Raw genomic sequence first — 14,430 nt, 5'->3', positions numbered from 1 at the left:
CAATGCACCAGTAGCTCAGCTGGATAGAGTACCTGACTACGAATCAGGGGGTCACAGGTTCGAATCCTGTCTGGTGTACCAAGAAATTCAAGGACTTATCGTCAATTCGGTAAGTCCTTTTTTGTTTTGGATCTGTTTTGTACAACCCTTGTACAACCTCTTTTCGTCTTCTTCTAAAAAACTGATCCTGGCGAATCTGGGCCATGTATGACGTCGGGAGGGCCTGCTTTATGTGGCGCTTACGCCAAACCCAGGATGGCAAATCCGGTACATGCTTTATCTGAGAGTTTGAAATAATGAAACGACTGCTGTTATCCTTCCTGCTGGTGTTCCTGCTCGTATCCATTTCAGCCCAAGCCGGAGTTATCACCGGCAAGGTGGTGGGCATTGCTGATGGCGACACCATAGCCATATTGGACAGCAACAAGATTCAGCACAAGATCCGTCTGTACGGCATCGATACACCAGAAAAAGGACAAGCATTTGGCAACGCTGCTAAAAAATACACCGCGAGTCTAACTGCAGGAAAGACTGCAGAAGTCATCGCCTATGATACCGATAGATACGGCAGGACTGTGGGCATTGTCATGAACAATGGTGTGAATGTTAACCAGAGCCTTATCAAAGCCGGCTATTCTTCAAGGATGACTGCAAGACGTGCAGATGGTTTCTTCCTTCTACCAAGGACATCGCTGAGATTTTGTGGAGTTATCTCGCAAAACAATGCAACTCTTCTTAAGAGTTCCTCGTTCCATGGCTATTTATTAAGAAATAAGAATAGTTATTTCTATATTTTATTGATTGTGAGCTGGCAATGTGTCTTTAGCAGATACCAGCCTGATAAAAAGCTTTCAAGGAGGTTCAATAATGGATGATCTCATCAGGGTATTGGAAAAAATGAAGCAGGATTTGCAATTTTTGTGTCAAGAGATACAGGAATTACAAGCAGAAAGAAACTAAAAAGTCTACCCCTCTTTGTTAGTGCGGACGAGGCGTTAAGAACCAAAAATCGTTTCATATCCTTTCTGTCTCTTTGAGTGTAATGAGGTTAGGAAAGATATCGCCAAAAAATCTTATTTCCAAAGAAATGGAGTGCTTTTTTTCGTAGCAGATCATTTTTCGCACAGGTCGACAGATCCAAGGACTAATGTAGGTTCTTAAATTTAGCTCTTGCTGGCAACATGGTTATAGATACTAAGGAAGGGTGAAATAGACCGTAGCTGATAAGTCAGCCAGGTCTATTTCAAATGGTCCATATTCAGAATTGTTTGACTCTCTTCAAAACAAAATAAGTTTACTTAAATCTTTAGTATTAAGGTAAAAATCGCATTAATTGCGATAGAAAATCACAGAGGCATGGAGGGATTATGTTAGAAATACCGAGTTTAAGGCGTGAGACGAGGTATGGAGTTCCTGCGGCTGATCTATTGTTGTTTAACAGGCATTACGTCCTTGGATATTCATATTACTTTAGACAAGCCAAATGGGCCCTGGAGATAGTAGATCCAAATAAATCTACTATTGGAAGGGCTGATAATTTTCGTCCAGATTACCGAATCGCTGACATGTTTAGAGCTGACCTGGTTGACTATGTGGGATCTGGCTATGATCGGGGGCATTTGATCGCCAGCGCAAACCAAATAGAAACTGAGATTCAAAACAGTGAAACCTTCCTGCTGTCGAATATGTCACCGCAAAAGCCTACTTTGAATAGAATAATATGGAAGAAGCTTGAGGAGGCGGTAAGAGAACTAGATGCCAAGAAGGACATTCTTGAGACTTACGTTATCTGTGGCCCTATCTTTTATTTTGATGTTGAGGTTAAAATGATTGGTGCAGAAGATGATAATGGTGTCTCCCTGCCAATCCCTCACGCGTTTTTCAAATCCATATTAACAGAAGACAATAGAGGAACACTTAACATGTGGTCCTTTGTCATACCCAATGACGGCTCAAATTTACCACTTGAGGAGTTTTTGGTGCCAACAACAAAGGTGGAAAAACTATCCGGAATATTTTTGTGGGAGCGTCTTGTTGGCACAAAAATTAAACATGAAAAAGAGCTGGTGCGAAAAATGTGGTGAGAGTTGGTGCTGTCTGGAAGGTTAACAGTCGACACCTCGAGTTGGAGCTCTGTTGCAGTTTTAAAAGGTGTTCTTTGGTTATGTTGCGAGATTAGTTGTGGTGCGTCTTTTCTACTCTGTTTTTTTTAAAAAATGGTTAAGATTGCCAAGAGAAATTTTTCTAGCGGGGCTTGCAGGTACCAAATTTGAAGACTGACCTCACTTTGCCACTTTCTGCTCTTCTCTAAGAGGTTTTTTGGTTATTGAAAGTTGAGATGGAAGTGGTGACTGTCTGATCAAGATCGCTCATTTTTGGTCACGTCTATCTCCCGTTTTCGAATGATACGATAGGCATATTCGATAGCAACTGAGAGAACAACCATTCCCGCCAGGAATAAGATATGCAGGGGATTATCGCGCATCGTGAGCCAGATCAGGCTTCCTAAAGCGGCAAGGCAAAGAAATGCCCCGAGGATCGAAATCCCCTTGTTGCTCCCGATTTTTCCGGATAGCCGATAAGAGGCACCATTGACCGCTGCGAAGATCAACAGAAACCCGGCGCTTCCCATCATGGAAATACTATCCAGGTTAAAAGAGTTGGCCATAGCCAGGGTGGCCGCCGCGGTGATCAACAGGCCCTCAATGGGCTTATCCCAGATCTTGTTCTCTAGAAAGGCAGGCAGTTCGCCATCTTTAGCGATTATAAACGACAGGCGTGCAGCGCCGTACAGCGTAGCATTAATAGCCGATGCCGTGGATAGTAAGGCGGCTACCGTGATGATATCATATCCTTTTTGACCCAAAAACGGGCGGGCGGCTTCGGCCAGTGCGTAATCTTTGGCCTGGACGATATCGGGAACAGGCAGATTTCCCACCGTAACTAAGGCAACCAGGACATACAGGACGATCACAAATATAGTCGATATGAAAAAGGCTCGCGGCAGGTTTATTGAGGGGCTGGTGATATCGCCGGCTGTATTAGCGATAAGCTCGAAACCCTCATAGGCCAGAAAAATCACCATTCCACCTGCAATCAGGGGAACAGGCGCCGCCCAGTGAGAAACTGCCAACTGCGATGGATCAATTCCGAAAAATCCGATCCCGACAAACACCAGCAGGATGATCACCTTGATGGCGACAATCCACTCCTCTGCCTCGCCGATCAGCTTAGAGCTCAATATATTCAGCCCTGTGATCAGGAGAATAATACCGCTGATAAGGACGTGTTTGGCAACAGCGTGCCAGGACGATGGAAATAGTTCAGCACCGTAACTACCGAAGGCATAGGCGTAGAGCGAGAGCATGACGATATAACTGATCCAGAGCAGAATGTTCAGCGAACCTGTCCAGATGCCCGAACCAAATGCCTTATCCAGATAGGTGACGGTACCACCCTGACTGGGCAAGGCAACCGACAATTTCGTGTATGAATAGGAAGTGACAAGTGCAATAAATCCGGCCAGTAAAAAAGAGAGAGGTGCCCCCGCTTTGGTAATCTGTACGGAAAGACCAAGCACGGCAAAAATACCGCCGCCGACCATTCCGCCCACACCTATGGATACGGCGCCCCACAAACTAATGGAACCTTTGTCCGAAGATCTAGAATCAGCCATGACACTCATTTCCCGTCAACGTTTTATGTACCTTACAATTGTTTTTGTTCATTAATGTGATGGTCTGGTCCCTCTGAAACAATTACAAAAAGAAAGATTACTCCCTGAAATAAGAAAGCGTGTCAAATTTCCAGCCGAACGCCGACTTCAATTGTTTGCTCCGCTGGAAGATTAAAAAATGAGATGGCATCGGCTGCGTTGCGGGACATAAAAATAAAGAGGTTCGCACGCCATCGCATCATGGCCGATTTTTCAGCGATAACCAGGTTTTCATGGCCGATATAAAAACTCGTTGTTTCCGGATCCAGATCCAAGCCCTGATCCCGCATCAATGACAATACACTCTCCAACGTAAGATCTTCCATGAAGCCATAGCAAGCTCTGACGCGATGTAACCCTCCACCCAATTTTTCGGTTTGGATCTTTTCGAGATTAGGAACTCGCGGAATGTCTTCCACCTGAAAAGTCAGCAATATTGTCCGATTGTGAATGACTTTGTGGTGTTTGAGGTTCTTTGCCAGGGCCACGGGCACGACATTTTGATTTCCGGTTAAATAAACTGCGTCCCCTTCGATTTTGTTTGGCGGGTGGTTGGCCAGATCGACGCTCAATTGATGCACCGGCGACATGACCTTGTGCAGCTTGGCCTCCAGTACACCACGTCCCTTGGCCCAGGTGAGCATCACTGTAAAAAATGTAGCTCCGATAACCAGCGGGAACCATGCCCCATGAAAGATTTTGCTGAGGTTGGCCGCAAAAAATGGCACGTCCACCAGCAAAAAGAGGCCTGCCAGCGGTGCGGCCCACATCAAAGGCCAATGCCACTTTCTGCGGGTTACAACAAAAAACAGCACCGTGTTAATGATCATCGTGGAGGTTACGGCTAACCCGTATGCAGCGGCAAGTTTGCTGGAGGATTGAAAACCGGCCACAAGGGAGATCGTGCAGACCATGAGCAGCCAATTGACCGGAGCGATATAGATCTGGCCGATTTGCGTTGCGGCGGTATGCCGGATGTTTAAACGCGGGAGGTATCCCAGTTGGATTGCTTGTCGGGTCATGGAAAAAGCGCCGCTGATGACCGCCTGTGAGGCGATGATGGTGGCCAGGGTAGCTAATAACACCGTCGGAACCATAGCCCAAGCGGGCACCATAGCGTAAAAAGGATGACTGGCCGCTTCCGGATTGACCAGGAGAAGGGCTCCCTGCCCAAAATAATTCAACACAAGAGCTGGAAAAACAATGGCAAACCAGGTCAGACGAATGGGACGGGGACCGAAGTGCCCCATGTCGGCGTATAACGCTTCGGTGCCGGTGACCACCAGGAATACGGCTCCCAACACCACAACTCCCTGCAGTTTATTAATAACCAGGAAGTGGATCGCATACCACGGAAAAACAGCCGACAGCACTTGCGGCGTATGGGCCACTTGTATGGCCCCGGTTACAGCCAGAAAACAGAGCCACACCAGAATTACCGGTCCAAAAACACGGCCTAACTTTGCCGTGCCATGTCGCTGGATCAGAAACAGGCCAACGAGAATAACAATGGTGATGGGGATAACATAGCCTTTGAACAGGGGTGTGATAACCGCGAGCCCTTCTACTGCGCTCATAACCGAAATCGCCGGAGTGATCATGCCGTCTCCATACAGCAGACACGCCGCGAAAAGGCCCAGGGCAAGGATGCCTAACTTCCTCCTATTTTCGGAAGGCCTGTTTTTACCGCGAATCAAGGCCATTAGAGCAATTTCACCGCCTTCTCCATGGTTGTTGGCGCGAAAAACGAAGGTCAAGTATTTCAGGCCCACGATCATTACCAAAGCCCAAAACATCAGGGAAAGGATTCCCAAGACGTTGGCATGACTCACATCGATACCGTATTCACCGTGGAAACACTCCCGAATGGCGTATATAGGGCTAGTGGCGATATCTCCAAAAACTACCCCCAGAGCGGCAAGTGAAAGCTGCGACAGTCGGTTTTTTTGTTGAGGTTGCGCGCCATGAATTTTGGACTCTTTCGGAGCTGCTTTTTCAGAAACTTCATGGGGATTGGTCATTCCAAATCCTTTTTTTTTTCGGTCAAATTCCTGTGTATCGATTTTACCACTCGCATAACTTTTCTGCAAAGCGACAGGTGGTCGCTTTCTTCAGGTTTCCTGAAAAAGGTACTTTTAATCGAAGAGCTACCTGATCCACTGCTCAGGAACTGCCCTTTCATTTCAACTTTTGCAACATTTTTACAGTTTCACCTTCCGGAGTCGGAGAGCATTGCCGATGACCGAAACGGAACTCAGGCTCATCGCGGCGCCGGCAATAATCGGGCTGAGCAGTAACCCAAAGAACGGGTAAAGCACCCCGGCTGCCACAGGAATGCCCAAGGAGTTGTAGAGAAAAGCGAAGACCAGATTCTGCCGGATGTTTCGCATGGTGGCATGACTGAGGCGTATAGCCTTGGCGATGCCCCGGAGATCGCCTTTGACCAGCGTAACACCTGCACTTTGCATGGCCACGTCGGTACCCGTGCCCATGGCAATGCCGACATCCGCTTCGCTGAGGGCGGGGGCGTCGTTGATGCCGTCACCGGCCATGGCAATATGTTTGCCTTTCGCGCGGAGCTGTTTAATGTGCTCAACCTTGCCGGCTGGTTCGATCTCCGCCTCGACCACATCGATGCCGAGTTCGCCGGCCACGGCTGCTGCGGTGCGATGGTTATCGCCGGTGAGCATGACGATTTCCAGACCGAGCGCATGGAGCTCGTGGATAGCTTCAGTGGTAGTGGCCTTTATCGGGTCGGCGACGGTGAGGATTCCAGCGGGCTTGCCATCAATGGCGACAAACATTGCAGTCTTACCCTCTGTTTGCAGTTTTTTGGCAGTGACCTCCAACTGTTCCAGGCCGGAGATCTTTTCGTCCCGGAGGAAATCCGGTTTGCCGACCATCACCGAACGACCAGTGACGTTGCCGACAACTCCTCCCGCCGTCACCGAGCGAAAATCCTTCACGTCATCAAGGACGATGTCTTTTTCCTTGGCGCCCCGCACAATCGCAGCAGCGAGCGGATGTTCACTATTCTGTTCTAGAGAGGAGGCCAGCCCCAACATCTCCTTAGCCGTAGAACCTTCGCTCGGCAGCACATCGATGAGTTGGGGTTTACCCTCCGTCAAGGTGCCCGTCTTGTCGACGACGAGGGTAGTGACTTTTTCCAATCGTTCAAGGGCCTCGGCATTTTTCACCAGTACTCCCTCCTGCGCACCCCGTCCAACCCCCATCATAATGGCCATAGGCGTCGCCAGGCCGAGGGCACAGGGGCAGGCGATAATCAGGACAGCAACGGCATTGACGATGGCATGGGCGAGCTTAGGTTCCGGCCCCAGCCACATCCAGACAACAAAGGTGATCACCGCGACCGCCAGCACCACCGGCACAAAGATGGCCGCGACCTTGTCGGCCAGGCCCTGAATGGGCGCGCGACTGCGCTGGGCCTCGGCAACCATATTGACGATCTGGTTGAGCAGGGTGTCGTTGCCGACGCGTTCAGCTGTCATGACAAAACTGCCTGAGCCATTGACGGTGCCGCCGGTAACTGTATCACCGACACTCTTTTCCACCGGTAGCGGCTCACCGGTGACCATCGATTCCTCGACGCTGGAGTGACCTTCCGCCACCTCACCATCGACGGGGATTTTACCACCAGGAACCACCCGCAACTTGTCGCCAACCTTCACCTGCTCAAGCGGGATTTCCTTATCGCCTCCCGACACGACTTGTCGCGCCGTGGGCGGGGCGAGGTTGAGCAAGGCTTTAATGGCACTGCCGGTACGGCTGCGGGCCCGCAGTTCGAGCACCTGGCCGAGAAGCACAAGCACCGTGACCATGCCGGCGGCCTCAAAGTAGATGACAACCTTGCCTTCATGGAGCATTGTGGGCGGGAACAGACCGGGCATGAACATCGCCACGACGCTGAAAATGAAAGCGGCCCCGACGCCGATACTGATGAGAGTGAACATGTTCAAGTGACGGTTGATGACCGAGCGGTAGCCCCGTTGAAAAAACGGCCAGCCAGCCCACAGGACTACGGGGGTGGTGAGCGCAAATTGCAACCAGCGCAAGCCGTCGCTCTTCACCCAGGAGAGACTGTCCAGCGCCGGTATCAAGTGAGTCATCGCCAGAATAAACACCGGCAATGCCAGCGCAGAGCCGATCCAGAAACGCCGGGTCATGTTGCGCAGTTCGGTGTTCTCTTCTTCATCCGTGCCGATCGTCGCTGTCTTTGCTTCCAGCGCCATGCCACACTTCGGGCATTCGCCGGGGTGATCCTGTTGTACTTCAGGGTGCATGGGACAGGTATAGATGGCCTTGCTTGATGGTTTTTCCTGGGGTTTTGCGGCAGCATCCGATCTTGACAGAAACTTCTGCCGACAGTGGTCGCTGCAGAAATAGAATGTCTGTCCGTCACGTTCTGCAGAAAGTGCGGACTGTTTATCCACCTTCATGCCGCAGATGGGGTCAAGGGATGTTCCATTGCCTTGGCTTGCCATCATGCCACCTCCTTCGATGTTTTTTACAATTTTTTCTCCATTATTTTATTCTATAATACGCGTGCTCTTTACGGAGAAAAACGTGTACTCTTTCTGTTACCCGATGTTTATTTCTTTTCCGGCTATATGATAAATGATTACTTCGGCGAAGGGGTTTGGCAATACTGATCAGCTTTTTCTTCGATTTTATAGCGAAGATCAATCACTGCCTTCTCAATTTCAGCAAGTTGTGTTTTGGTGGTTTTGGGGTCTCTCCGAGCCTCCTGATAGTCGAAACGTTTATCATGCATCTCCTTGCGTAATTGGACTGTATCGTTCAAAAATTTCTGATAGTTTTCACTCGTCCAGCCGTTTTGTGAGCCGTTCGGACCAAAACGGACTCCGCCCAGGCTATTATTATACCCTCTTTGATTATCCATCATTCCCGGCCCCATCCCACGGCCATCACCCATCATTCCAGCTCCCATTCCGCCATGGTCGTCACTCATCATCCCCCGTCCTGTTCTTCCGCCCATCATATCATAGCTATCGCTATAACCACAGCCACCCCCATGTGCATAAGCGAGACCTGCAGTTGCAATTCCAATAGCCAAAACTGACACAAGAATAATCTTCATAATAATCTCCTTTGAATTTTTCGGTGCCCTCTCACGAGCGTTCGTTTAATTTTGGACCTTTGCAAAAGTCATAAAAAAGAGACCGATTGCCTTCGACAATACCGACAATTGTGTCTCCAGAAAACCAATGCTCCAGTTTTTCATAAATGCATCTGTCAGCCAGCCAGTTACTCCGCTCAAAACGATAAGAAATATTAAGCCTTTGATATCAATTAATTTTCTTCATGATTAGAAATGACCCAGACACAGAAACCCTATCCCCGTTTCGGAAGTCCACTCATCCGTAGCGAATAGGATATTTCCTGTATGTTTTGACAGCTCAAACCACTCGAAAATATTTCTAATGCGCTCTAACAAGGCAGGTCTTTAAAAGGCGGTCAACGAGAAGACGTGACAATCTGCATCACTCTCAGAAATGCAATCATTAAGCCAGTTTTTAGACACTCGGGTCATGTTATTTATCGTTTTGTTATTTATGAAGAAAATAACAAAAAAATACATGGAGGTCGGTAGCCAACAACCATGGGAAAGGGTCATATTTGCCCAAGTGGTCACACATGACCACTTCCAGGTTTCTCTGGTGATTATGCATGGCAGACCGTCAGAGCAGTCTGATCGTCAAAACTCAAAATCACTTCGAATCACGCTGCCGAAAATTTTGCGCTTCGATAACAATTGGCCGTAATGAAAAGGACAAACAGGCGGCCAAAGATTCGAATGACTGATCCGTTCTTTTAGGTTTTGCTTTCCCGAATTTGGACTCCTTGGCGCAGACCTCTTGTCATTGTAAGGCCGGATATGCACGTCAGAAAAGACGAACCCAATTACCATGTTATTCCGGCGTGCGACACACGAAAAAAATCAGAGTGCGTTATTGGAATCAGACGATTCTGCTCATTTAAACTCAAAAACAAGCTGGCATCTGGAACCTGAAACCTGGTCACGTGTGACCAGTTGGGCAAATATGACCTTTATTCAATAACCGTCAACGAACTTCTCACAGATCCTTTTTATAAAATTATTAATAAATAATAGACAGTTACAAAATACTATTTGATTTAATAAGACCTGGAACGGGGATTGCTTCATAAAGAGTAGAACCCAAATAGAATCACCTTCCGTTCAGGGAATTCACTACTGCTATCGTTACCTGGGTACAGGAGTCTGACAGAGCATGAAGTTATCCAATACTCATAAAATCTAACCCTCATTTAGGAAACCCCGCCGGATCATCAATGCAGGTCACTGTCTAAACGGGAACACAGCCTGATCGAACCGGCATACAGCAAAGAATGGCGAATGAAATGAAAAAAATTATGACATCAGCAATAGTAATGTTGTCAATCCTGCTCTCTCTTGGCGGATGCTTTTTTCCAGGTCCCTGGCATGACAGGGACAGAGGACATGATCGAGGAAGAGGTCATGACCATGACAGGGGCGGATATGACCATCACTCGGACCGAGGAAACGATCATGACAGGGATGGTGACCGCTATGAAAGAAGATAATTCCGATGAACCATCGGAAACATTTTAAGCTAACAGGTCTGCCATGAAGCACAGATCGTACCGGATAAATAAAACAAAATAAGCGATAAATTCATTTTCATCTATCGCTTATCAGCCCAGCGGTGGGTCGGCTTGATAGTGCTTAATCATTGTGGTTGTACTCTTAATGGGCAGAATCTGATCGACCAAAAGAAGACCGAGTTTAACGCCATAGAGCTTTTTAGACAAGCAAGTTTAGCCACCATAACCACGATCTGCCCACGCAGGCAAATTTGCATGTTCCAGTAATACACTGAGCAGAAAGAATAACATTAAGGAGAGTATCCATTATGAAAAGTACGCAAGACAATACCCAAAAAATGACTGAAGAAATGCGGCACATCACTGACCATGCCCGAGCCCTTGTGGATGCGACATCTGGAGAGCTGGATGTCTGCGTGGAAAACCGAAATTGAGTGATTGTCAATGAAAGCCAAGACTATTGCACACAACTTCCCTGTTGTTTGCGTGGGCGGTTCGGCCGGTGGCCTCGACGCCTATACCCGTTTGCTCTGGCATCTGCCGACCAATATGGGGGGTGCAATCGTCATCGTTAATCATCTAAGAACGGTAGCTACCATGCTCCACAAGATTCTCCCCCGCTACACAGAGATGCCGGTTGAGTTGATCGCGGAGAAATTATACATCAAGCCCAACCATGTCTTCATCATCCCGGAAAAGCGGGATTTGCGCATTCTAAACGGCGAATTTCGCCTCAAACCGATATCAAAGCCCTGGGGGTGGCCCGACGTGATTACGGTTTTTATAAATTCCCTGACGGAGCACTGGGGCGGCAAACTTATCGCCGTCATTGTCTCTGGCTATGATGGCGATGGGGCAGCAGCACTGTGCGGCATAAAAGAAGTAGGCGGATTCACCATCGCCCAAAAACCCGAGACGGCCGTTCGGCCGGATATGCCTCTTTGCGCCATAGCAAGCGGGTGTATAGATTTTGTCCTTGCCCCTGAAGATATCCGATTCGGGGAGCAAACGGATACATATATGAAAGAGGCTAAGCAACAATACGTTCCGGCGTCTGAATGCCGGAGGAAATGGTATACAAAAGGGCGATATATATATGAAAACGACCATTGGTTTGTGGATTGATCATCGTAGAGCTGTGATTGTAACAGTTTCAGACAAAGGAGAGAAAACAAACGTTATCGAATCAATGGTGGAAAAACAGCCCGGGCGATTTGCCGGAGTACGTTCGACAACCCCCTTTGAAGCGCAGAAGGTTCAGGCGGACGATAGCCATGAAAGAAAATTTACCGAACAAATTAATACCTACTACGATGAAGTCGTTTCGGCTGTTCGAGAGGCGGAATCGATCCTGCTGTTTGGTCCGGGTGAGGCAAAAGGCGAGCTGAAAAAACGTCTCGAAAGGAAAAAGCTTGGGGGACGTATTGAGGCTGTAGAAACAGAAGATACCATGACAGATCGTCAGATTGCGGCCAAAGTCCGAGACTATTTTCAACATTAGAGGAGATGGAAAATGAAGAATTTTATTTTGTTGGCAGTATTCGGGATATTTTCATTGGCCATCTTCTCGGGCTGCGCCACTCTGCCGCATACTTGGCCTGATAATGAAAGAAATGCAGAAAATCAGATGGTTGTCATTCAGGAGAAGATTGGGGAAGGGTTGCAAACCGGCACACTTTCTCTCGATGAGTCCCAGGTGTTTCTGACCACATTGAAGGGTATCAAAACAGACTATGCCAACCTGAGAGGCAGAACGGTTTACCGGGACGAATGGGATAGGCTCTTTGTACGACTCGATAGGCTTCAAGAGGATATCGATAAGGCGCTCATGAAGCCAGTACGGATGGAGGAACCCAGAAATGCTGACAGGATCAACACCATTCAGAAAAGTATTGACGATGGAAGGCTTAGCAGACGCCTGCCTTCAAAGGAGGTGCGGGAATTTCAATCCAGACTGGACTCCATCCGGCGAGAGTATCTTCGGATGACGGAAGATGGAAGATACCCGTCGCATGAAGAGAGCGTGGATATTTCCCAACGACTTGATTTGCTGGAAAGAGATATGGATCGGTTCCGGTAACATTGTTCGGAAAGTCGACAATATTAAAGATTGATGTTTCCACAACCAGAGGAAAGTGTTCTTGGGTCGGCCTGAACGATAATAAAAAGGCTGAGGAGCGGAGCGCGTGAAAAACAAGATAAACATAACGAAGTTAAAGGAGAAAAAATATGCCGCACACAGAACAGATAAGGTGAAAGTGATCGGAATTGTATTTTGACAGCATTCGGTTTTGAAGGATCGCTGATCCAACAAAAAACCATAACTTTACAGAGGATTACGGAAATGAAAAAATTATCAGCATTATTAGTTGTCGCTTTAATTTTCGGAATATCGTCCTTTGCTGCTGCAGGAGCAGCAGAGGATTATTCGAGCACCATAAATGTGTTTAAAGATTCACCCGTTCCGGCAAAATACTTCAAGACCGCATACGGTTATGCGGTGTTTCCAACGATAGGCAAGGCTGGTTTTGTCGTTGGCGGCTCCTACGGGGTTGGACAGGTTTATCGCGGTGGCAAGGTAACCGGAAAGTCATCGGTGATTGAGGGTTCAATAGGCTTCCAGGCGGGAGGTAAAGCGTTCAGTGAGATAATCTTTTTTAAGGACAAAAGAGCCTACAACGAGTTCATCAGCGGCAATTTTGAATTCGACGCCACTGCCCAGGCAATAGTTGTAACAGTGGGAGCTGAAGCCCAGGGCGGCACCACGGGTGTCAGTGCCGGCGCAAGTGCCGGGCCAAAGTCTGATGTTCAGGCCAACCCCAAATATTATAAAGGAACAATTACTTTCGTGCATTCAATGGGCGGCCTTATGTATGAGCTTTCCATCGGAGGACAGAAATTCACCTATGAACCTCTGTGATATCTGAATCAGAGGGGTAAAAGCCGCGAGAACACCGATGCGGCGGTGGGAGTGCACACCTACCGTCGCATATTCAGTTACATGTTGAGGTACGGTTCGAACACAATATCTATCTTCTCCTTGCCTATACCGCAACCATTGTCATTCACGGGAAGTTGCACAGAATCTCCAGTGGATAAGCCATGGATGGTTTCAATATAGCCAGAACGGTCCTGTTGCCCTCCTCGTACATGGAAATTCGACAGGAAAACACGGAGAAAATCCTCGGGTTCTGTTCGAAAACCTTCTCTTCCTGCGACTGACCGACCTCCAAGACCAGACATCGACGTACGACCTCCACGCCAATATGGGTCATGGTTTTATGGAGGTCGTGCATCCGGGTAATTACCAAATGATTGGCGGCGACGGCAAGATGCAGGGCTGCCGAGACTGCTGTAAGGGATTTTTCGGCAGAGAATGTAATCAGTATGGTTTTCCTTCAGGGGTAAAATAAGTCAGTTTCGAACTGGGTATTATTTTCGGGATACCTTGCTGATCAAGACAACCAGCAGGACTACCACTAATATACCGATGACCGGGAAAATCCAATTATTTCCGCCCATCATTCCACCATCCATCCATCCATTTACGTAATTCATCATAGTAATACTCCTTCTAGCTCATGATGAGTCAGCCGGTTATCCGGCGACGCAGCATGTTGTTGAGGAAATTGCCGACTCCCATCGCGGCACTCAGTGAGGCAGGGATATGCCGCCTGTGGTCAGTGACGGGAAGGGGGTGTTTTCTTGTTTTACTGGAAATTTTCAATCCTTAAAGCTCGTAACTGCATCTTCCAGGGTCGATTGCAATACCGTCCACGTATTTTCCACACCGTCGACGAGTTCCTCCCACACGTCATCATGGGCAGCATCAAGCTCTTTTAGTTTAGCCTTCGTGGCGATGATATGCTGTTCAACTTTTTCAACATGTCGGTTGTGTTTTGCCTGAGTAGCGGTATCAAAATTCTGTCCCTGGGCTTTGAATTCGGCGAATCTGGCCTGAACTATTTCCAGCTCGGTGTATATTTTCTTTTTATAGGCATCTCTGTTCCGCATTGTATAACTCCTGTAATCGTATTCCGATAAATCTACGTTATTGCAATTGATTG

At 48.0% G+C, this 14,430-nt stretch carries 15 protein-coding genes and 1 tRNA gene; 9 read left to right on the top strand and 7 right to left on the bottom strand.

Features of this window, described 5'->3' with window-relative positions:
* Positions 1-4: 4 nt before the first annotated feature.
* The 3 genes from FCL47_RS02910 (at position 5) to FCL47_RS02900 (ending at position 2,084) form a co-directional block, all read left to right on the top strand.
* A tRNA-Arg gene (locus tag FCL47_RS02910) sits at positions 5-81 on the top strand.
* Between the two features lie 215 nt (positions 82-296).
* Complete coding sequence (locus FCL47_RS02905) at positions 297-875, top strand: thermonuclease family protein (RefSeq protein ID WP_136811940.1); 579 nt, start codon at positions 297-299, stop codon at positions 873-875.
* Between the two features lie 492 nt (positions 876-1,367).
* A complete protein-coding gene (locus tag FCL47_RS02900; protein ID WP_136811939.1) occupies positions 1,368-2,084 on the top strand; it encodes a DNA/RNA non-specific endonuclease in 717 nt (238 codons plus the stop codon).
* Positions 2,085-2,359: 275 nt separating this feature from the next.
* On the opposite strand, the gene FCL47_RS02895 is transcribed toward FCL47_RS02900, so the two are convergent.
* The 4 genes from FCL47_RS02895 to FCL47_RS02880 form a co-directional block, all read right to left on the bottom strand.
* Positions 2,360-3,676 carry an APC family permease gene (locus FCL47_RS02895; protein ID WP_136811938.1) on the bottom strand — a complete coding sequence of 439 codons (1,317 nt, stop codon included), beginning with the start codon at positions 3,674-3,676 and terminating at the stop codon, positions 2,360-2,362.
* 122 nt (positions 3,677-3,798) lie between these two features.
* Entirely contained in the window at positions 3,799-5,736 is a 1,938-nt protein-coding gene (locus FCL47_RS02890) for a potassium transporter Kup (RefSeq protein WP_136811937.1), read from the bottom strand.
* A gap of 180 nt (positions 5,737-5,916) precedes the next feature.
* Complete coding sequence (locus tag FCL47_RS02885; protein ID WP_136811936.1) at positions 5,917-8,220, bottom strand: heavy metal translocating P-type ATPase; 2,304 nt, start codon at positions 8,218-8,220, stop codon at positions 5,917-5,919.
* 134 nt (positions 8,221-8,354) lie between these two features.
* Positions 8,355-8,834, bottom strand: coding sequence for a hypothetical protein (locus tag FCL47_RS02880; protein WP_136811935.1), 480 nt, complete (start codon positions 8,832-8,834; stop codon positions 8,355-8,357).
* A gap of 1,386 nt (positions 8,835-10,220) precedes the next feature.
* Here FCL47_RS02880 and FCL47_RS24305 point away from each other — a divergent pair.
* The 6 genes from FCL47_RS24305 (at position 10,221) to FCL47_RS02855 (ending at position 13,283) form a co-directional block, all read left to right on the top strand.
* Complete coding sequence (locus FCL47_RS24305; RefSeq protein ID WP_153306347.1) at positions 10,221-10,370, top strand: hypothetical protein; 150 nt, start codon at positions 10,221-10,223, stop codon at positions 10,368-10,370.
* Positions 10,371-10,671: 301 nt separating this feature from the next.
* Complete coding sequence (locus FCL47_RS25290; protein WP_255580633.1) at positions 10,672-10,797, top strand: hypothetical protein; 126 nt, start codon at positions 10,672-10,674, stop codon at positions 10,795-10,797.
* A 10-nt stretch (positions 10,798-10,807) separates the two neighbouring features.
* Positions 10,808-11,488: a chemotaxis protein CheB gene (locus tag FCL47_RS02870; RefSeq protein WP_136811933.1), complete on the top strand. Its 681-nt coding sequence runs from the start codon at positions 10,808-10,810 to the stop codon at positions 11,486-11,488.
* Complete coding sequence (locus tag FCL47_RS02865; protein WP_136811932.1) at positions 11,460-11,864, top strand: hypothetical protein; 405 nt, start codon at positions 11,460-11,462, stop codon at positions 11,862-11,864. The genes FCL47_RS02870 and FCL47_RS02865 overlap by 29 nt, the downstream gene beginning before the upstream one ends.
* 12 nt (positions 11,865-11,876) lie before the next feature.
* Positions 11,877-12,443: a hypothetical protein gene (locus FCL47_RS02860; protein WP_136811931.1), complete on the top strand. Its 567-nt coding sequence runs from the start codon at positions 11,877-11,879 to the stop codon at positions 12,441-12,443.
* 264 nt (positions 12,444-12,707) lie between these two features.
* A complete protein-coding gene (locus tag FCL47_RS02855; RefSeq protein ID WP_136811930.1) occupies positions 12,708-13,283 on the top strand; it encodes a lipid-binding SYLF domain-containing protein in 576 nt (191 codons plus the stop codon).
* A 145-nt stretch (positions 13,284-13,428) separates the two neighbouring features.
* Here FCL47_RS02855 and FCL47_RS02850 read toward each other — a convergent pair whose 3' ends face one another.
* From FCL47_RS02850 to FCL47_RS02845, 3 genes are all read right to left on the bottom strand, one after another.
* Positions 13,429-13,659, bottom strand: coding sequence for a DUF302 domain-containing protein (locus tag FCL47_RS02850; RefSeq protein ID WP_136811929.1), 231 nt, complete (start codon positions 13,657-13,659; stop codon positions 13,429-13,431).
* Between the two features lie 136 nt (positions 13,660-13,795).
* Positions 13,796-13,924 carry a hypothetical protein gene (locus tag FCL47_RS25285; protein ID WP_255580632.1) on the bottom strand — a complete coding sequence of 43 codons (129 nt, stop codon included), beginning with the start codon at positions 13,922-13,924 and terminating at the stop codon, positions 13,796-13,798.
* Between the two features lie 162 nt (positions 13,925-14,086).
* Entirely contained in the window at positions 14,087-14,377 is a 291-nt protein-coding gene (locus FCL47_RS02845) for a hypothetical protein (protein WP_136811928.1), read from the bottom strand.
* Between the last annotated feature and the right edge of the window lie 53 nt (positions 14,378-14,430).

This window comes from Desulfopila sp. IMCC35006, assembly GCF_005116645.1.
Taxonomy (GTDB): domain Bacteria; phylum Desulfobacterota; class Desulfobulbia; order Desulfobulbales; family Desulfocapsaceae; genus Desulforhopalus_A.
This window is presented reverse-complemented; position numbering and strand designations above follow the sequence as displayed.